Raw genomic sequence first — 19,041 nt, forward strand, 5'->3', positions numbered from 1 at the left:
GGCGAGCGTGCCCGCATCGCGGCCGTGCTGGCGGTCACGCCGGTGTGTGGGCATCCGCGTTTGTGGTGATCCGCACGGTCGGCACGCACCTCTCACCGGGACCGCCGGCGCTGACACGGATCGTTATCGGCAGCCTGGTGCTTGGCGTCGCGATGCTAATGCGAGGGCTTCTCTCGCATGCTGCTCAGTGGCTGTGCGGTGGCGCTGGCGGTGGTCGTGCAGAAACCAGCCCTGCGCGTGGGCGGCGCGCTGCCGATGAGCTGGGCGGCCTGCAGCGCCGGGGCGGTTATCGTTCTCGCCATGTCGGCCAGAGGCCAGCAGGACCGTGTGGTGGTCGCACTCGCGGCCATCACATGTGGACGTCTCTCTCGCGCCGCGACGGTCCGCGCTAGCCGAGGGCAGTGCACGGCATCAGCCGATCAGTACCGCGTGCAGGTGACAGAGCCGCCATCGGCCGGCGCAACCGGCCCGATCGGGTCACAGAGCCCCGGAGTCGTGCTCGAACATTGGGGCGGTGACGCCGAGATGCTGGTGCAGCGGTCACGAATCACACCGATGACCGGTCCGTCTGGACCGCTTGAGCGCGCCCGGGTGGCTGCCCGCATGATCACCTACTACGACCTCGACTCGCTGCAGGTCACCTATCCCGATGGGACCGAGCTGCAGGCCGATCGGGCCGAGCTCGTGCTCTACGGCCCGCGCCGGGGATTCCTGCATCGGCGTGAGCGACTTGTGCAGGCCAGCGTGGAGGAGCTCGCGTGACCGCGGGGAGACGTCCCTGGAGTCAGCGCGCTGCCGACGGCGAGCTGCCGTGGGTCAGCCGACGACCTCGATCGTGAATTTGGCCCGCTCTGTGTCGGGGTCGGCATGACCGGCGGCGCCGGTTTGATCGCCGACGCGGCCGGCGTGAGCGATGAAATGCTCGTCGCATACGAGGAGGCGAACGCGATCAGCGGCGGCGAGAACAGACTCGTCCCCGCTCTGGCAATGCTCCGGGCGCGTGGGGCTGTTGCCCCTCGCGCAACGAGGTGCCCAGGCCGAGCCACGCAGACAGCACGATGCGCTACTGCATGGAGGAGAACACCGATGCGAGCGCGCGAAGGTCGTCGCACACCCAGAGGGCTGCCGGCGGGCGGGCCGCGATAGACGACCTCCAGGGCCCCGGGCTTCTCCTCGACGATCCGCTCGTATAGCGAGCGGTTGGGGCGCTCGGCCGACATGGGCGACGCTCGCCTCCTTCAACATCAGCACCTCCAGCACGCCCGAGGGCCGTCGCTGCCAGGGATCCTGTAGACGTCCGTGGCCTGGTGCGTTGGCCCGCTAACAGGCGCTTGATCATCAGGAAGGTCTCGATTGCCTCACGCGTAGCCCTCGACCAGGCCGAGCGCCGAGAGCGCCCCGCGATGCACCTCCAAGTGTCGGAGGATGTCGAGCTCGACGACGTGGAACTCGAACACCTCCACCTTTCGGCTGACGTCGCGCTGGTCGCCGGCCAACGCGCCGGTTATGGAGCGGCTGGGAGCTGGCTTGGAGTCCCGCCTTGGGGGTCAGCGTGCGGCGCCGGCCGGGAAGCCCGCACCTTCGCCCGCTCCTTGGCACTCCGGCGCCAGGGCGAGCATGGCATCCACGACGCGCTCGTCGAACTGGGTCCCCCGGTTGTGCCGCAGCTCCTCGATCGCGGCGGCCTGGCCGAGCGCGCGCCGATACGGACGGTCCAGGGTCATGGCGGTGAAGGCGTCGGCGACATGGAGAATCCGGGCCTCGAGCGTGATCTCCTCACCCCGCAGGCCGAGTGGATAGCCGCGCCCGTCGACCCGCTCGTGATGCTGGGCGACGAACTCGGCGGGGGCCTGCATCCCCCATGCTGCGAGCAGCTCGGCGCCCACGACCGGGTGGGTCTTGACGATCTGAAGCTCGTCGTCGTCGAGCGGACCGGGTTTGTTGAGGATCGCGCTCGGCACCGGATCTTGCCTATGTCGTGCAGCTTGGCCGCCACACGCAAGTCGGCGATGCGGTCATCTGACATCCCGAGCGCGCGGGCGAGCTGCACGGCCAGGTTGGCGGCGTGGAGGCTGTGCGTCACGGTCTCGGGGTCCTTGCGCAGCAGCAACTCCAGGCGCACGGTGCGGTCGCCGCCGGCCGCCCTCGATGGTTGCTCAGCTCCGGCCACGGTGGTTCGGTTCTTGCCTGCTCGCTTGGAGACATAGAGCGCGGAATCGGCGCTGGCCAGCAGCTCGTCGCGGCCCGTCGCGTGGGTCGGGTAGGCGGCGACGCCGGCGCTAACCGTTATCGGGTAGGGCAGCGTGGCGCACAGCTGGGCGATCGCCACACGCAGCTGCTCGGCGATGGTCAGAGCCTCCGCCGACGCGACAGCGGGCAGCAGGACGTAGAACTCCTCTCCGCCGACGCGGAAGACGGTGTCCTGGGCGCGCACGTGACGGCGCAGGACCTGTGCCACGAGACGGAGAACATCATCTCCGGTCTGGTGACCGTGCAGATCGTTGATCTCCTTGAAGTCGTCGATGTCGAATAGCACCACGCTGAACGTGCGCCCGGCGGCAAGCTGCTGTTCGAGCGTCTCGTAGAAGACCCTATGTCCGAGCAGACCGGTGAGCGCGTCGTGGCGGGCCTGCTCGATGGTGCGCTCGTGGAGCAGCGCCTTGTCGAGCGCCAGTGCCGCCAGGCCGACGACATGTAGCAGCAGCTCATGGGCCTCCGTGCCCGCGTCTGGCGGGTCCGCCACCGCCACCACACCGAAGCTGCGCTCCGCGATCGTCAACGGGAAGCTCTGCCAGTGGCGACTGGTCGTCACGTCGGCACGCGTGGCCGTCGCAGAGGATGCTCGCGCCTGTGCCAGCAGCCGGGAGCCGCGGCCGTCGTCGATCGTCACGGTGCTGGCCGACACACCGGCCTCGGCGACGAGCGTGTCGGCGATCCGCCGCGCCACGGCGTTCGGCTCGATCATCCCCGCCAGGTCGGCGGTGAGCTGCTGGAGCCGGCGCAGCTGCGCGAGCTGGGAGCGCATGTGGCGTTGCAGGCGCGCGTTCTCTACCGTGAGCGCGAGCCGATGGGCGATCGCCCGAAGCTCGCTCTACTCATCGTCCTCGAACGGCTCATCGGCCCGGCGGATGAGCAGCAGCAGCCCAACCGACCTCTTCCCCGCCCCAAGGCTCGCCCAGGCAAGCTGGCGCGGCCCGTACCCAGCCAGCCAGGACGGCAGCTCCACCTCATCCGCAGACGCGATGCCGAACGGGCGCTCCGCGGCAGCGGCCTCAATCTCTCTCAGGTCGCGGGCGGCGGTCGGGAGATCCGTTGCCTTCACGCCCCAGTGGCCATCGACGCGCAGACCGTCGGACGACTCCAGCAGCAGAAGCGCGATATCGGAAGAGAACAGCTCGGCCAGCTCGACCGTCGCCCTGCCTATCGTCGACTCCAGGTCGCTCACGTTGCCGAGCACGGCTATCACCTGCGAGAGGCGGGTCGCCCGCATCAGCGCGCGAGCCGTGTACTGCTCCATACCGAGCAGGCGCTCACGCAGCGCCGAGTTCTGGTCGCTCAGGTGCTCGAGTTCAGCACCACAGCTGCGCTGACACCCGTCCACAGCCATCTCACAACACCAGGATCGCGACGCTTGAGTTGTGTACGCCCGTGGACCCGTGTACTCGCGCGAACTCACCGAACGTGAAGAAGCCGCAGACCGGGATGTCACCCAGCACCTCCGCGATCGCCCTTGCCTCATCACCCAGCCGTTCACCGAGCAGCGGCACGCGCGACCCGCACGAGAACACCAGCGCGAGCGTCGCGGGCGTGCCGAGGTTCGCCAGCGCGTCCACAGCGGCCTGCCGCGCGCCCTCGATCAGGGAGTCGGCGTCGCTGTTCATGACCTGCAGGATGCTGTGCTCTGAGATGCCCGTGTTGAAGTTCAGCCCCCCGCCCTCGGGTAGGTAGGCATGCAACTGGCGCACGTCATAGCGCCCACGGCCGTTGGGGACCCCTACGGGGTTCTCAAGCACGGCCCGCAGGAAGGCTGCTCCGCCGGCCACCAGATCACGGACGCTCGGATCCGGCACCTCCGCCAGGTAGCCCTCTAGCGCGGGGCCACCGTCGAGCTCATGCACGATCGTGCCGGTGCTCCGCGTGACGAGCATCGGCTGGCCAGCAGGATGCCAGCCGTGCCCGACAGCAACAGACATCGGCGTAGCCGAGTTGATCCACACGGCCAGGACGCCGTGCTTGAGGACAATTCCCTCACCGAAGGTGGCGGTGTGCGTCCACTGCAGGTTGTCCCCGGCAGCGCCCCCAACGAACGGGGTGAGCGCACCGGTCACCTCGTAGGCCCCCCGCGCCACTTCGCGCTGGTTCGGGGTGAGTCCGTCCGTGAGCAGCAGCAGAACGGAGTGTGGATGGCTCTGGCCGGCGCGAGTCTTGGCCACCTCAGCCGCAGCACGCGCCGTCCCGGCTACGTCGTCCGCGTCCCACGGAAGGTGTGACACCCCGAAGCTGCGACCCTCACCGGAGAGCAGCGTGGCGACACAACCGTGTGGCACCTGCTCAGAGCGCGTGAAGCCGCCCATCGAGGTGCAGCCGACGACTGACGCGGGGGCCGCCTCGGATTTGGCGCCAGCGTGTAGGGCCTCCAGGTCGTAATCGAAGCTGGTGAAGACTATGACCAGGTCGCGCTCGGTCGGAACCCGCTCCCCGAGCGCGGCGCGCACCGCCCGGCGGCCAGCCGCCTGCGACTCGGAGGCTGAGGCCTTGGGCTCGACCTGGGCGGAGGGAGATCCGGGCCTTGCGGCGCCCGTTTCGGTCGCTGCGTCTGCGCGTTGAGGCGTCGCTGCCGAGTGGCTGGCAACGGCGGCGGTATCCGGCGCACCCGTGGTGCTGGTGCTCATGTGATGATCCCATCGTCGAAGCAGATAAATCACGAGAACTATCGGCCGGGGCGGCGGTTGCTTTAAGACGGGGGCGGGGACTCGTGCGATCGTCCGCGGAGATGCCGCGAGGAAGAAGCGGCACGGTCGATGCTGACGTCGTCGCAGTGGATCGACAAACGGGGTCAGTCCACAACCAAAAAGCAAGAAAGTCCCGGAAACCCGAGGCTTTCTGAAACGCGCCCGAAGGGATTCGAACCCCTGACCTTCGGTTCCGTAGACCGATCAGAGGCCTGCAAGGCCCGCAAATACAGGGCATATGAGAGCCCAAAAAGCCCGAAAACACAGCACTTTCGACCTCGTTTGGTAGCCAAAGTGGTAGCCAAGGATTTTGGTAGCCAAGTGGTAGCCAAGCCCCTAGCATGTCAACGAGATGCCCGAGCCAGCGAACCTTCCGGCAGCGAATCTGGTCCTGCGCGAGCAGCGCGGTCGCGTCTTCTACGAGGCCAAGTTCCGCTACGGCGGGGAGCAGATTTGGCGTCGGATCGGTCCGGCCTGGATGGAGCTGAACCCGGACGCTGACGCCGTCGCCGCAACCGTAGAGCGCTTCCGCGCACGCCGGGGTCGGGTCGGCGAGGGTTACTTCGACGAGCGGGCTGCTCACGTCCGTGCGGCGGAGATCGTCGCGGCCTACGTGCGTGAGCAAGACGCGCTGTCCACGGAAGCCAAGGAGCGCGCTGCCGCGGGAGCGACGTTCCGTGAGGTCGCGCATGCGTACCTGGACTGGCTCGAGCGGATCAAGGGAGCCAAGCCTGCGACGCTTCGCCAGCACCGCAGCGACCTGGGGGAGCCAGGTGTCAGCTACCGTCGCGGCCCGGGTACGACCAACGGGCACGTCATGGCCGCGCTCGGCGATCTCCCGGCCGCACGAATCGGTGCGGACGAGATCGACGCGCTGCTCGAGGCTGTAGCTGCTACCGGGGTCTCACCCCGCACCGTCAATCGCGTGCGCGACGTCGTGCGCGCGGTGTTCAGCTTCGGGGTCAGATCAACCAAGTTCCGGCTGCCAGCGAATCCGGCCAAGGACACCGATCGGCGCCGCACCCCCGGGCCCGGAGTGCTCGTCTTCTTCACCCCGGAGGAGGTCGAGTTGCTCTCCCAGGTTCTAGAGACAGGCGACTACCGCGGCCACCGGGTCACACGCGATCTTGCCGAGGAGTTCGACGACCGTCGTGACGCCGAGGCTGTCCGCGTTGCCGCCTACTCCGGCCTGCGGCTGGGCGAGCAGCTGGCGCTGCGCTGGCGGGACGTCGACTGGGCCGGCTCGGTGCTGACGATCAGCCGCGCGGTGTCCGCCGGGGTCGAGGGCCCGACCAAGACCGGCCACGTGCGCCGGGTACCGATGGCCGACCAGAGCGCGGCCGCGCTGAAGCGCTTGGCCGCGCGGCCGGACTTCACCTCAGCCGATGACTACGTCTTCTGTAACTCCTACGGACGACGGCTCGACGGCTCCGCGTTGCGCCGCCGCTACAAGCACGCACGCGACAAGGCGGGGCTGCGTCCTCTGCGCTGGCATGATCTGCGCCACACCTTCGGCTCGCTGCTGGTGGCTGGCGGGGTTGACCTTGTCAGCGTGCAGGACGCGATGGGGCATTCGCAGCTGGCGACGACCAGCCGGTATCTGCACGCGCGTCCCGCGACCGAGCGCGCCGCGATCTTCACAGCGGCGTTTGAGCGCGCAGCGCCAGCCAACGCCACGGTCGAACGAACCTGACGCGATCCGATTGGCGCGGTGGCTCGGAACAGGTCTGCGCCGATCGAGGACCGCTTTTCGCCGCGGGGTGTCGAGCATTGCGCTTTGCATCAGATGCAGATGCAAAGCAGGACTCTGGACACGCTGGGAGACAGGCAGGTCCGTGCATCCGGCCTGTCAACAAAAGCTTACTACCTAGCGTGACAATAGGTAGGATTTGTCGCGTGACGCGCTCAGACCTCGAACTCATCACCGAGCACTTCGGTAACCGGCCGTTCCGGGTTCGCGAGGCGGCTGAGGTCGGAATCCCCAGGCATCGGATTTACAGACTGCGCGATCAAGGGGAGCTGCTCACGCTCTCACGCGGTGTCATGCAGTCGATCGCCAGCAGCCCGGCGACCAATACCGAGTTCGCAGCGCTGGCGCTGCGGGTTCCTCACGGGACGGTGTGCCTGACGTCGGGGCTGTCGTTCTGGGAGCTGTCCGATGCTCTGCCCGACCGGATCGATCTTGCGGTGCCTCGGGACGCGCACTGGCCGAAGATCAGCCTGCCTGCCATTCAGCCTCACCGGTTCGCCACCGAGACGTTTGGTTTGGACCGCTTGGAGCAGCAGACAGACGCAGGCGACCGCTTCTGGATCTACTCTGCGCCCCGGTGCGTCGTCGACGCGATGCGCCTTCCGCATCTTGTCGGGCGCGACGTTGCCCTCGAGGCGCTGTCCCGGTACCTGCGACAACCCGGGTCGGATGCGCTTCGGCTCACCGCTCTGGCGCGCCAGCTCGGTGGCGAGCGCAGGGTGCGGGAGGCGCTCGAGGTGATCCTCGCGTGAGCGACGGCCTCGAGACGCGGACCCAGATCGCGACGCGGATCTTCCGCCAGATCCAGACCCTGGCGCGTGAGCGTTATCGCGGCAACACCGACGCCCTGCTTGTTGTCTACGCCGTCGAGGGCTTTCTCCGTCGCCTGGCCGGGTCGAGCTACGCCGACAAGATGACCCTGAAGGGCGGGATGCTGATGGCCGCGACCTCCGCTCGCCGAATGACCAGAGACGCCGACCTCTCAACCACGGGCATTCACAACGATCAAACCACGGTCGTCTCGGTCGTAGCCAGCATCGCCGCGGCTGAGCTTGTCATCGATGATGGGCTGGAGTTCGACCTGGACAGCATCCGTACCGAAATCATGCGCGCCGACGCCGAATACCACGGAGTCCGGGTCAAGCTGATCGCGAGCCTGGTGAGCGCGAGGATCACCACGACGCTCGACTTCTCCTTCGGCGACCCTCATCGATCTGTGGTGGTCGAGCTGCCCGAGCTGCTCGGTAGCGGCACCATCCGGCTTGCCTCCTACCCGCCGGCGATGAACGTGGCGGAGAAGGTCGCGACGATGATGAGCCGGCGCGAGCTGAACACCCGTGACCGCGACTTCTCCGACGTCTGGGTCCTCAGCCGCATCCATCGCTTCGACGCTACCGAGCTGCGCACGGCGATCAGCGAAGTGGCAGACCACCGCGGCCATGACGTCGTTCCGCTTGCGGTCGCGGTCGCCGACATGCCAGACCGCCAGGGCACCTATTCGGCGATGCTCGTACGGATGGCCTATCAACACGTGCCACCGGAATCCTGGTCCGTCCTCCTCGACGACCTCCGCGCTTTCGTCGACCCACTCGTCGCGGATGAGGACGGGCAATTGCATGCTTGGGACCCGACGACGCAGACCTGGCTCAAGGCGGGCTGAGCGTCCGCGCGGGCGGACCAATTTCGTCGCCAGCCGCACGAGAACCGATCTGCCCCTCGTAGGCTGACCTTCCGTCGGCGAGCTCGTCGGGCTCTTAATCCCAAGGTTGCAGGTTCGATTCCTGCACGGCCCACTCAAAAGAGGCCCCGCTAATGCGAGGCTTTGTTTATGTCAGAGGTTGGGTGCCGGGCCGGCCGTGAAGTTTGAGTCCGGGGTTTGAGTCCGGTTTCGGGCTGGGGACGCGCTTTGTGGCCACCCGCTGGCCCGGCGGGAGCCCGCCCGGAAGTCGCCGAGCTGCCAGTGCGGCCGGCCCGGCCGGTGACGACGGTCTGGGTAGTCGGTCGCCCGCAGTCGCGTTCGTGCCTCGCCGCTTGCGCTCGGGTGTGCCGCCCTGTCCGGACTCGTTCGCCCTCTGCTCGCTCCGTATCTTTTACACGCGGGATGTCGGGGGTTCGAGCCCCTCACAGCCCATCGACGATTTTTCTGGTAAACACGATATTTGCTGTTTCGCTATGGGTCGTGCGCGGTAACTGTGCACCATGCGGGTGCATCATTTGGGGATGGTCGCGCGCGCTTCGTGCCGTTGCGGCGGGCGGAGCAGCGACGCTCGGTTTTCCCCGGCGCCGCGACCACGCAACCGATCCCCGCGCCGTCAAGCGCGCGGGCGAGCCGTACCCGGTCGGGCCGGCCTCATACGCCGGCCGCGTCGGGCCCGGCAGCACAGCCGCGAGCTCCAGCACCTTCTCGGTGTCCCCCGACAGGCGCCGTAGGCGCAGCTCACCCGTCTCTGAGTCCATCGTGACCGCGAGTACGCTGCGTGCGTGTACGTACAGACCAGCCCAGCCGCGAACGTTCGTCATGGGGCGGCGCTCTTCTTCGCATGGGGGATGTGGGCGACCGCCGAGGGTGCAACCTCGGCGCGTCAGACCCATCGCACCGTCACACGAGCGGGAGTGTCGGCGCAGTTCGACAAGCGGCCAGTCGTTCCTGCATATGGTCTGACTGACTCAATACGCGGATCAAGAGCACGAACTTTGCAGCGTTCATTCGTCTATGCGAGTACGTCAGAGTTCCAGCAGTGCGGCGCCGGTCAGCTGCAGGTTGCTGCCAGCAGATCCATCCCGGATCGTGGTGTTGTACGGTTTTGGCTGGCTGCGGACACTACGTTGTCATGGAGCCTGCCGCGATTCAGCTAGCGCGCCCGATCGGCGAGCGCTGTGACGAGCACCTGTGGGGAAGGAGCCGTGAAGGCGATGCGGAGGCGTTTGCGGTGCTGTTCGACCGTCACCGCGACCGAGTTTTCAGGCATGCCCGTCGGCTTGCTGGTGATCAACGTGAGGACGCCGAGGATCTAGTCGCAGCCGCATTTCTAGAGATGTGGCGCCGTCGGCGTAGGGTCCGGCTGGTCGACGGTTCGGTGTTGCCGTGGCTCCTCGCGACCACGACTAATCTTGGCCTCAACGCGAACCGGGCGCGGCGACGGTACAGCCGCGCGTTGGCGCGGCTGCCGCGAACCGCCGCCGCTCAGCCCGACACAGCCGATGTCGCGCTTGGCTTCCACGGCTTGGCGATCGATGGCCACCTTAGGGCCGCGCTGCGGGCGCTGAAACCACGGGACGCGCAATTGTTGGCTCTGGTGGCCCTGGAGGACTACACGGTCACAGCGGCTGCAGAGTGCCTGGATCTGAGCGAGTCGGCGGCTAGGGTGCGGCTCCATCGCGCTCGAGCAAGCGTAAAAGCAACCGCGATCGGTGTGAAGCCTCGCGTCGAGGATCCACCGTCTAGGAGGAACGACCATGCGTGATGAGATGGACGAGAGCTTCACCGCCGCGCTGCGTGAGCTGCTGATCGAGCAGGTCAGTGCCGAAGGTCGCGCCCGCAGTCGGGTGCGAAGGCCCGGACGGTGGAGCGCGAGCCTCGGGCTTCTAGCTACTCTGCTCGCAGGCGCGAGTGGGGTCGCGGCCGCCGCGGTCGTGGTCATCTCGTCGGCCCTACCCGGTAGCCAGCGCGTCACTGCGCTATCAGCACCGCTCACCGTCGGCGGCGCCGGGACACAGACCGTACAGCTCAATCAGCGCCCGCCCGGTGCCAACGCGATCTATTTCGAGTTGAGCTGCCTGACCCCGGGGACCTTCACGTTCGCCGATGGCGCTGGCTTGACTTGTAACGATCAGGCTGACGTAGCTGACACGCTGGAGCATCCGGCTACCGGTACCATCGTTCTCGGAGCCGGTGACGCGGACGCTACCATCACGGCCGCTCACGGAGACCGGTGGCGCCTGACGCTGTTCTACGCCAGCGCCACCACGACCCCGTGGAAGATCAACGCGAGCGGACAGACCTACGGCACCCCGAATCCAAACGGGGTCCCAGATCTGGTGGCGGCGATCGCTACCAACGGCCAGTCTGGCTACGTGTACGCCAGCCAGCTCGACGGCCCGCAGCCGACAACCCCGACCGAGGCCGCCACTTGGAGTCCGGCGCCTCGGACGATCACCGTCTATGAGTCTGACGGCAAGACTCCGATCGGCCACTTTGTTGTTGGTCACTGACTCCAGAGTGCTCCCGTGCCGGAGGTCTCGTGTCTCGTTGCTGGTCTGACGCCGCCTCACGAGTTCGCGTACGCGCGCGGAGTTCCGTGGCCGTCGCGCGACGCATCAAGCTTGCAACACTCAACAAGGAGGGCAGATGTCATTGCGCACACTGATCAGAATCTTGGCTGAGTCCAAGAGGACCGCAGTTGTCGGACTCGTCTGCGGGGCGTTCCTAGGGATCGCCGCGATAGCCCTGGCAGCGCAGGCGACGAGCGCAACCGGCTACACGCCGGTCGTAGACGGCCACCAGTACGCGACCAACTGGATCTGTGTGCGAATCTACCGGCTACCAGTACAACAACAGCTCGTCCAGCAGCCAGGGCGCACTAGCTGACAGCAAAGCGTGCGGCACTGGTACCTATTACAGCTACGGCGTGATCGCGGTCTGGAACGGCAGTGGTTACAACTATTACTACTCACAACAGAGCCCTAGCCTGAACGGTTAGAGAGAGGTTTACTGTGATGCTCACAAGAATCCGTCTGTGCGGACGGCGGCTGGCAGTAGGGATCACCATGGTGGTCGCCGGGTTCGTGATTGCCGCCGGCGGCACGGCCATCGCCACAGCCGCATTGACCAACGGCGACCAAGTCGTCATTCAGCAGCTCCCCGGCGCCACCACAAAGCACGATCCCGCTTGGGCCGTGAACTCCAACGGCCAGACATACGGCTCGCTGTTGAACTCAACCAGCTCGGCCAGCGACCCGGAGCTGGTCCAGGTAATCGCCACCAACGGCAAGACTGGCTACGTCTACTCAAGCCAGCTGAACCCACCGGCACCTGCTTCCCCGAGCGCGGCCGTCGCCCAAGAGGAAGCCAACACCGCAGGCCTCTTCATCCCCGTGTATGCGCAGGACGGCACAACTGTCATCGGACAGTTTGAGGTCGCTGAGCCTGGCAACGCTGCGGGCTGAGCCGTCCACGCGGCACGATCGTGATCGTCGGCCAGCCAAGTGCGGCTGGCCGACGATGGGCCGACGAGGTCGTGCTTCTCGCCAGGCTGACTCACCCCGGGCTGGCGAAACCTGTCAAGGATCATGGTTTGCGGTAGGGTCGGCGACAGGCGCTCGGACCGCGCGGCCGTGCTGGCCCGACTGGTCCTGGTTTCCTCCCGCCGCCACCTCGATCCGTGCGTGCGGTTCTCCCGCACACGGCTCTCCGACGTTCTTTACCGTCGGCATTCAGCGACGTCCCGAGCGCCGGGGCCGTGAGGGCCGGGGCGCGATGACAGTTCCAGTGAGCGTGATCAACCCCATCCGGTCCGGGGAGGCGCACAGCATGCCCCAGCCGCAGCGGACGCGACGCCCGTGGCGTTTAGCCAGTAGCGCCGCCAGCCGCGCGAACGCGTTGGTGAACCAGCCAGGAGCGGGAGTCGATCGCCACAAGCCTCCCATCGCGTCTCACGGCGGCGTGCAACAGCACATGGGAGTGCAGTGGCGGGTCGGGGAGCTGGTCTGCGACCGCACGTGCGGTGGTGTTCCGCCAGCTCGTCGCCACAAGCCCCGTTGCCTTTTCGTGGATCACCTTGGTGGAGCTCACACGCCAGCGCAACATCGGCACCTGCCCGGTCGCATAGGAGAGCGCACGGTCGATCGCCGTCTCATGCGCGGCCTCGATCTTCCGGCGGAGCTCGCGGTCTGAGATCGCCCAGGCAGCGCTCACGGACTTCGGGGCAGAGAACGTCGCGTCCACAGCCGCGACCGCCTCACCCGAGCCGCCGGTGCGGCGCAGTTGCTCGTCGTTGTCCGGGCGTTTGACCGCCATCAACGCTCGCAACTGCTCCCCGGTCACGGCTGGCGTTCCGTCGAGTCCGAAGCGTTCAGCACCGGCTGCCCAGCGTCCTGGTGCCTCGACCCGTTCACCGTCTTTGAGGTAGTAGTCCCCAAGCTCCGCGGAGCGGGTCTTGCCGTCCAGATACTCCGCATACCCGCCCGCGGAGCCGTGCGTGATCTTCGCCAAGATCAACATCCCGCATCACCTGCCATGGCCGTCCCGCCATGCCCGCGGGACGGCTGTGAGCCCAGGACGTCCAGACATACACTCCACGCACTCGGTGCTCGGCCCGCAAGTTGTCCTAGATGTCCGGGCCGCCCTTGACTGAACCGGCCCGCGTCCGGGCTGGTCCTGGGGCTGCCTGCGATCGCTCGCAGCGACCTGGTCCTGGCCTCGCACGACCCGGCCCTGCACGACCAGGCGCCGCACGACCAGGCCCTGCACGACCTGGCCACCGCTCCGATCACCCAGACCCTCGTTCGCGCCCTTCCGGCGCTCCGAGCCGTGTCTGAGCTGGTCGTGAGCATGGTCCGCTGCTGTCAGCTCGAAGCGGCTGGCGGCGCGGCCGGCGGCGCGGGTGCGGTCAGGGTCCGCCACGGTTCGTGTGCGTGGGCGGGGGTGAGGGTGACAAGCTCCCATTTGACGCCGTCGAGGTGCAGGGCTTTGCCGGTTGCGATGTTTGCGACCTGACCGGGGGAGAGCACCCGGGTGCGCTGTGTTGAGTAGGTCCTGGTCGGTTTCTGGGTTGGGGCTGACGAACCAAGGATCGCTTCGGCAAGCCCGGTGTGCGGGCGGGTGCGAGAGACCACCTGGCGGTCATACTCCCCGAGCATCACCGACACCGCCTCCAAGGTTCTGGTGTCAGCGATCCCGGGCAGGATCAGCTTGGTGCCGAACAACGTCAAGAACCCGTCTGCCTGCTCCCCCCACCTGGCTCGGGCCTGCGATAGGTCCTGTAGGGCTGCCAAAAGCAGGAGGCCTTGGCTTGCGCCTTCTGAGGCGATCTGTGGCAGCTCCTCAAGCGGGGCGATGTTCGCGACCTCATCCAGCGCGAACAGCACCCGGCCTTTCAGCCGTCCTTGGGCGTGCGCGTGATATGTGGCGCGACGGATCTCCGCAAGCAGCCCGCACACCAGTGGTGCGGCGGCTGCCTGTTGCTCGGCGGGCGCGTGAATATAGATGGTGTCCTGGCCGGCAACGAATTCGGTGGTGTTGAAGTTCGGGATCCTCGCGCTTTGCAACGCTGTCTCGCTGCTGTAGGCGGTCAGCGCGCCGGCGGTGGTGCTGAAGATCGCTGAGCGCTCCCGCTCCTCGGTGTGAAACAACCCAACCAGCGTTTGGAACGCCAGAGGGGAGCAGCGCTCATCCTCAAGCAGCACACCTGCCTGATCCAGGTCATGGGACATCACCCACCCAACCACGGTCGCCATGTCATGGTTGTGGATCGCGGCGGCGTGAAGCAACGCCGCCAACAAAGCCTGGGAGCGGTTAGCCCAGTGCGACCGGTCCGTTGTCCCAGCCCCGACACCTGATGTCATCGCACGTGCGAGCAGCAACGCCCCATCCCAGCTGGTGGAGCCTGTGACCGGTGACCAGCGAAGCTCCATCCCACCCATCCTCGAACCGCTGCTGCCGGCGGGGTCAAACACCCACACCCGCCCAACCCGGCCACGTGCCCTGCCGGTCGCTGTGAGCACATCCGGTTTGGTTGAGGTCGAGACGACCGGCCCGGTGTGCGCCACCACGGTCGGGATGATCACCGAGCTGGTTTTCCCGGACCGGGGTGGTCCGAGGATCAGCACGGCCCGCTCGCTGCGTCCGTAGCGTCGCTGCCCCTGGCCGGTGAGGCCGAGGTACGGGCCGCCACCAGCCCGCCAGCACACATCCCGCGCATCCTTCAACAAGTCAGCCGGTGTCGCGGCGCCTGTTGGCTTCCCGCCAGACGGTCGCTGAACACCACCAGCACCTCCAGCCCGGCGCTGCCCCTGACCTTCCCCTTGTCCGGTGTGGTCAAGAAACGGTTTCAACAACCGTCGCTGCACGCTGGCCGGGAGTCCAAGTAGCGCCAACATCACGAGGATCACAGGCCCGGCGATCACCGGCACGAGCTTGTGGGAGGGGTTGCCGGCGTAGATCCCGTCCTGGGCAATGCCGTAGACCGCCAGCGCGATGATCACCCACGCGAGCCACCGTGGCGAGAGCCTCGGTCGCTGCCGCTCACCCTGGTGCTCTGGCCCCCACCGGCTGCTCATACCCTCACCTCGCTGTCTGATCAGTTGGTTGTGCGGATGATCGCGGGTCGTGGGCTCATGCGGCTAGCTTCTCCTCGATCCTTGGTCTCAGAAACCGCCACGCGCGCCCGAACCTGCACGCGGGGATCTCACCACGACGCGCGAGGTAGTAGACGGTCGAGACCGGCAGGCCGAGCAGCTCGGCGACCTCTGGTGCGGTCATCACCTCAGCACGCGTAAGGCCACGCACCGGCGGCACAGCGTTCGCTCCACCGGAAGGGGTGTGGTTGTTATGGGTGGCGGTAGCGGCCATGGCAAACAACATGCACCACAACCCCCCGGGGCGGCAAGGACGTTTCTGGACATTTTCAAAGACGTCTTCGACCACCACCCAGGACGTTTCGGACGTTTCGCGCGCTTACAATCAGCGGAACGCCAGCAAACACGCCGGTTTCGTGGCTGCCGAAAACGTCCGGTGGAAGGGGTGAAGAGGGTGGCAAACGACAGGCTCGCGGACGCGATCAGCGCCTCAGGGGTCACGCTGGAGGCGTTCGCCGGGATCGTTGGTGTTGACCCAAAGAGCGTCGGACGGTGGGTCAACGCAGACACCGTCCCGCACGCCCGCCGCCGGCGTGCGATCGCACGCGCCCTGAACACAACCGAACAGGAGCTCTGGCCCGCGCTTTCGGCAGGCGAGCCTGCCGGCGACAGCGACCCGGCCGACAGCGACAGCACGACCGGCGACACAGGCCGGGGTGCGGGTGACGTGACCGGCACGTGGGCGCACCCCGACCAGCCAGATGCCCCTGACCTGGTCGCGCTGATCAACACCACCGAAGGGCCGATCGAGATCCTCGACCCCTACGGACGCCTCGAGATCATTCCCGGACTGTTGGAGCTGCTCTCTGTGCATGCTGCAGCCGGCCGTCAGGTGAGGGTGATCACCGACCAGGACACCCCCGGGTACGGAACGCTCGCAGACGCCCCGGGCGTCGAGATCGCAGCCGGCCAGATCCACATGGACACCTGGTTCATCCAAGCCGACGGAACGATGATCGCCGGGATCAACCTGCCTGCCGAGACGCTGCAGTTCAACTGCCCGCTGATCGAGCTGGACGCCACCATTCCAGGCGGCCTAGCCGAGCGCCTCCACGGCCTGTTCGAAGAGCTCTGGCAGACAGCCCCCTACACCTACAGCACGAACGAGCCCGAAAGCAGCACGACGGCAGACGCGGATGGTGTTGGCGCAAACGACCCTCACAAGCAACATTCAGGCGCGAGCAAACAGCCGTCAGCCAAGCCGTCTGCCGGCGGTCCTGCGGCAGCAGCCGCGCCCGCAACTGGTGCGGGCCGGCCGCCAAGACGCTGGCCCGGACGAACAGACTGACCGCCGCGATCCCGAGACCCGGCCGCGGCTCGCGGTGAAAACACCCTCAAGCGCCGCCGACGCCGTCACCGCGACAGTCGTCAGCAGCGCCGTCACCGTGGCGGCCCAACGCACCCTGACGAGCCGCCCCGTCACGAGCGCCGTCACGGCCCGCGCTGGCTGCCAGCTAGCAGCCAGCCACAAGCGCCGCAAACGCCGGCGACGCCAGTAGCGGCCCACACGCCGCTCACCGGCCAGGTCCCGTCCGCCGCCCGCTTACCGCTGTCGCGCGACGCCCCTTGCGCGACGCGTGGGCTCATCGCAGCGCACACCGGCTACCGGCTTGATGGCCCCTTCCCGGACACACGTGATTGTGGCGCCGGCAACCGGGCAGTCAAGGGCCGCTTCGCGACCCTTGCCCTCGCCTGCGGCTCGGTGACAGCCCGGCCGTCCGGCGCGGGAGAGCAGGGAGTCCGGGAAGGGGCAGCCCTGGACGACGCCGCCCCCGGTCAAGGCCGCCCAGTCCCGCGTGCGGGTTCCCGTGTGTAGTCGGGGACCGCAGCGGCGCGTAGCCCGCCACCAACGGCTGGCGCACGAGTTCCATCGCCACGTTTGACATCCCGACAACCAGCACTGACTCTGAGAGCGCCAGGGTCTCGGTGGCGCGCTGGGTGCTGGTGGGTTCCCGCTCCCGCCCGCAGCCCCACGCGCTGACTTGATCTGAAAGATCGAGCACGCTATGCCAGCCGGCCAGGCCGGGGTTCTCGAAACTGTGTTGGACGATGTAGTCCGAGTGACCCGGATGGATCGGGTTCTGGTCTGTTCCCAGATCTGTCTTGAGCTTGCGCGCGTAGCACCGAAGTGGATCGGACTGCGCTCCCACCGGCTGCTGTCGGAGATCCCGTCAAACTCACCTTCCTCCCGCGCCTCAAACCACTGGCCGAGAAGAGCCCCCTCATCGAGTCCATCGTCAGTTGCCGATCGCTAACCGCTTACGGTAAGCGTTGGGTCCGAACGTCTCGGATCGCGGTCGTCGCGTTATCTTTGGGAGTGACACTCGTGCCGCGCGCCGTAGCGGCGGGTCGCGCTCGGCGGCGAATGCTCGGCAGACGACGGCACTTTTGAGAAATCTGGCTGCGCTGGCCGTGTCGCCTTCGGGGACGTTGTTTGTGATCGATCCAGGAGGATGTCCCGCGTTCCGTAGAAATTGAGATGGCGGTTCTCCTGCCCTGCGTCCACTGCTGTTGGCAGTGTGCGGGGGTGAAAACAAGAAGCCGTTGCCGGAGTTGGCGCTCCGGGACGGGGACAGGACAACCGCATGAACACCGTATCGCCCGCCCGTGTCGTCACCGCGTCGGAAGTCGCAGATGGTCTGTCGCTGCGCGTGGCTGAAGCGCTCGGCGAGCCGGCCGGGGCAGCAAAGGTGGGTCTGCTGGCAGTGAGCGTCGGCGTTGGTCTTGGCGTGTGGGAGACGATCATGGCCGAGGAGGTCGATGAGCTGTGTGGCCCCAGGGGCCGCCATGGCCCCGATCGCGGCGCGTATCGTCACGGCGCTGAAGACGGGAGCTACCACAGGCAACACTTCGAGCTGGGGAGTGAACAGCGTGCTCCGCGCGTCAAACGCTCGCTCGCCAATCGATTTCTACGTCGGATATGAGGTCGACGCAGGGAAGTGCGTCTATGGCCAGATTACCTCGTATGGAAATTCGGGCCGTTGGACGGCTCCGTGGGAGCGCGCAGACGTTGAGACCGAAAAAGTTGGGTAGGCGCCGAGCTCACCCCGGCGCCTCCCACACCACCGGACATGCGGGTCCGCATCCGGCGGTTCGCTTAGCATTCCCGGGAACGGCGGTGCGGTTCGGCGACCCCTTGTCGGCCGAGATCGGCCAAGTAGCCGTTGGGCAGCGCGTAGCAGAGGACCCAGGAGCCTGCGATCCGCCAGTAGCCCTTGCGTGAGGACGCCCATTGACCGACGTTCGGAACCTTCAGAGATATATTCCAGTCGATGCGCAGGTTCGCGGTTCCCTCCGTCGTTTCGGCTGTTGTCGTCGCGCTCCTGGTGGTGTTGGCTTTTGGCGTCTCAAACGACGGCACAACCTCGGCCCTCATCAGCCAGTTGCACGCTGGCCACCATCCAATCGCCCCGGACTCGAAGATGCCGCTTCCGTTGCTGGGGTCCAGCAACGGACGCAAAACGCTGGCGAGTCTGCGCGGCAAGGTCGTGATGATCAACTTCTTCGCCGGCTGGTGTGACAGCTGCCAGGCCGAAGCTCCCCAAATCCGCGCGGCTGAGGCTCAGCTGAGAGCCCGCGGTGGCACGGTGCTCGGCGTCACGTTTCAGGATTCGAGTCCGGACGCCATGAGCTTCCTCGCGAGATATCACCTGTCGTTCCCGACCTTACGCGATCCGACCGGCGCGTTTGCGCAGGCTTACGGCGTCTATCAGATTCCGCAGACCTATATCGTGGGCCCCAAAGGCGACGTGCAAGCCGAGACGGTCGTGGTGACGAACGGCTGGTTGACCAAAAATCTGGATCTGGCTCTCGCTCGCAGCACGTGAGTCCGAGCTGCGGCGCACGGCTCTGTGCTCTCATCGAGGTTCGCCACTCGAGTGTCACGCCGCCTGTCCGAGCGCGGTCAACTCCGTCACGCTCGAATAACGCTGTAAGTCAAGCCGGTTTTCGGGCTCTCCTGACGTTTTCGTGGGTGCAGTAACC

The 19,041-nt window shown here is 66.9% G+C and carries 16 protein-coding genes, 1 tRNA gene and 3 pseudogenes; 12 read left to right on the plus strand and 8 right to left on the minus strand.

Annotation, left to right across the window (positions count from 1 at the left end; genetic code table 11):
- Window positions 1-435: 435 nt before the first annotated feature.
- Complete coding sequence (locus M3M54_RS00430) at window positions 436-762, plus strand: hypothetical protein (RefSeq protein WP_249020223.1); 327 nt, start codon at window positions 436-438, stop codon at window positions 760-762.
- Window positions 763-1,547: 785 nt separating this feature from the next.
- Here M3M54_RS00430 and M3M54_RS16835 read toward each other — a convergent pair.
- The 5 genes and pseudogenes from M3M54_RS16835 to M3M54_RS00455 form a co-directional block, all read right to left on the minus strand.
- Window positions 1,548-2,026: pseudogene (locus M3M54_RS16835) on the minus strand (HD-GYP domain-containing protein).
- A 153-nt stretch (window positions 2,027-2,179) separates the two neighbouring features.
- Window positions 2,180-3,025: pseudogene (locus M3M54_RS16840) on the minus strand (GGDEF domain-containing protein); the annotation flags it as partial.
- A 66-nt stretch (window positions 3,026-3,091) separates the two neighbouring features.
- Complete coding sequence (locus M3M54_RS00445; protein WP_249020226.1) at window positions 3,092-3,607, minus strand: GAF domain-containing protein; 516 nt, start codon at window positions 3,605-3,607, stop codon at window positions 3,092-3,094.
- Between the two features lies 1 nt (window position 3,608).
- Window positions 3,609-4,892, minus strand: a complete 1,284-nt coding sequence (locus M3M54_RS00450) for an FIST signal transduction protein (RefSeq protein WP_249020227.1) — start codon at window positions 4,890-4,892, stop codon at window positions 3,609-3,611.
- A gap of 217 nt (window positions 4,893-5,109) precedes the next feature.
- Window positions 5,110-5,177, minus strand: a tRNA-Arg gene (locus M3M54_RS00455).
- Between the two features lie 127 nt (window positions 5,178-5,304).
- On the opposite strand from M3M54_RS00455, the gene M3M54_RS00460 reads away from it, so the two are divergent.
- The 8 genes and pseudogenes from M3M54_RS00460 to M3M54_RS00490 all read left to right on the plus strand — a co-directional run bounded on the left by M3M54_RS00460 (window position 5,305) and on the right by M3M54_RS00490 (window position 11,868).
- Window positions 5,305-6,645 carry a site-specific integrase gene (locus M3M54_RS00460; protein ID WP_249020228.1) on the plus strand — a complete coding sequence of 447 codons (1,341 nt, stop codon included), beginning with the start codon at window positions 5,305-5,307 and terminating at the stop codon, window positions 6,643-6,645.
- Between the two features lie 203 nt (window positions 6,646-6,848).
- Window positions 6,849-6,983 (plus strand): annotated as a pseudogene (locus tag M3M54_RS16845) (type IV toxin-antitoxin system AbiEi family antitoxin domain-containing protein); the annotation flags it as partial.
- A gap of 12 nt (window positions 6,984-6,995) precedes the next feature.
- Entirely contained in the window at window positions 6,996-7,454 is a 459-nt protein-coding gene (locus tag M3M54_RS00465) for a hypothetical protein (protein WP_249020229.1), read from the plus strand.
- Window positions 7,451-8,362 carry a nucleotidyl transferase AbiEii/AbiGii toxin family protein gene (locus M3M54_RS00470; RefSeq protein WP_249020230.1) on the plus strand — a complete coding sequence of 304 codons (912 nt, stop codon included), beginning with the start codon at window positions 7,451-7,453 and terminating at the stop codon, window positions 8,360-8,362. Before M3M54_RS00465 ends, M3M54_RS00470 begins: the two co-directional genes overlap by 4 nt.
- Before the next feature lie 1,171 nt (window positions 8,363-9,533).
- Window positions 9,534-10,166, plus strand: a complete 633-nt coding sequence (locus tag M3M54_RS00475) for an RNA polymerase sigma factor (RefSeq protein WP_249020231.1) — start codon at window positions 9,534-9,536, stop codon at window positions 10,164-10,166.
- A complete protein-coding gene (locus M3M54_RS00480; protein WP_249020232.1) occupies window positions 10,159-10,914 on the plus strand; it encodes a hypothetical protein in 756 nt (251 codons plus the stop codon). The genes M3M54_RS00475 and M3M54_RS00480 overlap by 8 nt, the downstream gene beginning before the upstream one ends.
- A 163-nt stretch (window positions 10,915-11,077) precedes the next feature.
- Window positions 11,078-11,290, plus strand: a complete 213-nt coding sequence (locus M3M54_RS00485; protein WP_249020233.1) for a hypothetical protein — start codon at window positions 11,078-11,080, stop codon at window positions 11,288-11,290.
- A 128-nt stretch (window positions 11,291-11,418) separates the two neighbouring features.
- Window positions 11,419-11,868, plus strand: coding sequence for a hypothetical protein (locus M3M54_RS00490; protein WP_249020234.1), 450 nt, complete (start codon window positions 11,419-11,421; stop codon window positions 11,866-11,868).
- A 400-nt stretch (window positions 11,869-12,268) separates the two neighbouring features.
- Here the strand turns inward: M3M54_RS00490 and mobF are convergent, their stop codons facing one another.
- The 3 genes from mobF to M3M54_RS00505 all read right to left on the minus strand — a co-directional run bounded on the left by mobF (window position 12,269) and on the right by M3M54_RS00505 (window position 15,181).
- Window positions 12,269-12,922: a MobF family relaxase gene (gene mobF, locus M3M54_RS00495; protein ID WP_249020235.1), complete on the minus strand. Its 654-nt coding sequence runs from the start codon at window positions 12,920-12,922 to the stop codon at window positions 12,269-12,271.
- A gap of 344 nt (window positions 12,923-13,266) precedes the next feature.
- Window positions 13,267-14,979, minus strand: coding sequence for a type IV secretory system conjugative DNA transfer family protein (locus tag M3M54_RS00500; protein WP_249020236.1), 1,713 nt, complete (start codon window positions 14,977-14,979; stop codon window positions 13,267-13,269).
- Window positions 14,980-15,034: 55 nt separating this feature from the next.
- A complete protein-coding gene (locus M3M54_RS00505) occupies window positions 15,035-15,181 on the minus strand; it encodes a helix-turn-helix domain-containing protein (RefSeq protein ID WP_249020237.1) in 147 nt (48 codons plus the stop codon).
- Window positions 15,182-15,451: 270 nt separating this feature from the next.
- On the opposite strand from M3M54_RS00505, the gene M3M54_RS00510 reads away from it, so the two are divergent.
- The 3 genes from M3M54_RS00510 to M3M54_RS00520 all read left to right on the plus strand — a co-directional run bounded on the left by M3M54_RS00510 (window position 15,452) and on the right by M3M54_RS00520 (window position 18,884).
- Window positions 15,452-16,345 (plus strand): hypothetical protein, encoded by an 894-nt coding sequence (locus tag M3M54_RS00510; RefSeq protein ID WP_249020238.1) that lies wholly within the window; start codon window positions 15,452-15,454, stop codon window positions 16,343-16,345.
- Between the two features lie 1,297 nt (window positions 16,346-17,642).
- Window positions 17,643-17,981, plus strand: coding sequence for a hypothetical protein (locus M3M54_RS00515; RefSeq protein ID WP_249020239.1), 339 nt, complete (start codon window positions 17,643-17,645; stop codon window positions 17,979-17,981).
- Between the two features lie 348 nt (window positions 17,982-18,329).
- Window positions 18,330-18,884 (plus strand): peroxiredoxin, encoded by a 555-nt coding sequence (locus M3M54_RS00520; protein WP_249020240.1) that lies wholly within the window; start codon window positions 18,330-18,332, stop codon window positions 18,882-18,884.
- Window positions 18,885-19,041: the final 157 nt, after the last annotated feature.

The sequence above is a fragment of the Conexibacter sp. S30A1 genome (assembly GCF_023330665.1).
Classification (GTDB): Bacteria; Actinomycetota; Thermoleophilia; order Solirubrobacterales; family Solirubrobacteraceae; genus Palsa-465.

Excerpts from the sequence above, each read along its gene's own strand:
- M3M54_RS00445 (WP_249020226.1), bottom strand. The coding sequence starts at position 3,607 with ATGGCTGTGGACGGGTGTCAGCGCAGCTGTGGTGCTGAACTCGAGCAC.
- M3M54_RS00450 (WP_249020227.1), bottom strand. The coding sequence starts at position 4,892 with ATGAGCACCAGCACCACGGGTGCGCCGGATACCGCCGCCGTTGCCAGC.
- M3M54_RS00460 (WP_249020228.1), top strand. The coding sequence starts at position 5,305 with ATGCCCGAGCCAGCGAACCTTCCGGCAGCGAATCTGGTCCTGCGCGAG.
- M3M54_RS00465 (WP_249020229.1), top strand. The coding sequence starts at position 6,996 with ATGCAGTCGATCGCCAGCAGCCCGGCGACCAATACCGAGTTCGCAGCG.
- M3M54_RS00475 (WP_249020231.1), top strand. The coding sequence starts at position 9,534 with ATGGAGCCTGCCGCGATTCAGCTAGCGCGCCCGATCGGCGAGCGCTGT.
- M3M54_RS00480 (WP_249020232.1), top strand. The coding sequence starts at position 10,159 with ATGCGTGATGAGATGGACGAGAGCTTCACCGCCGCGCTGCGTGAGCTG.
- M3M54_RS00490 (WP_249020234.1), top strand. The coding sequence starts at position 11,419 with ATGCTCACAAGAATCCGTCTGTGCGGACGGCGGCTGGCAGTAGGGATC.
- mobF (WP_249020235.1), bottom strand. The coding sequence starts at position 12,922 with ATGTTGATCTTGGCGAAGATCACGCACGGCTCCGCGGGCGGGTATGCG.
- M3M54_RS00500 (WP_249020236.1), bottom strand. The coding sequence starts at position 14,979 with ATGAGCAGCCGGTGGGGGCCAGAGCACCAGGGTGAGCGGCAGCGACCG.
- M3M54_RS00505 (WP_249020237.1), bottom strand. The coding sequence starts at position 15,181 with ATGACCGCACCAGAGGTCGCCGAGCTGCTCGGCCTGCCGGTCTCGACC.
- M3M54_RS00515 (WP_249020239.1), top strand. The coding sequence starts at position 17,643 with ATGAACACCGTATCGCCCGCCCGTGTCGTCACCGCGTCGGAAGTCGCA.
- M3M54_RS00520 (WP_249020240.1), top strand. The coding sequence starts at position 18,330 with ATGCGCAGGTTCGCGGTTCCCTCCGTCGTTTCGGCTGTTGTCGTCGCG.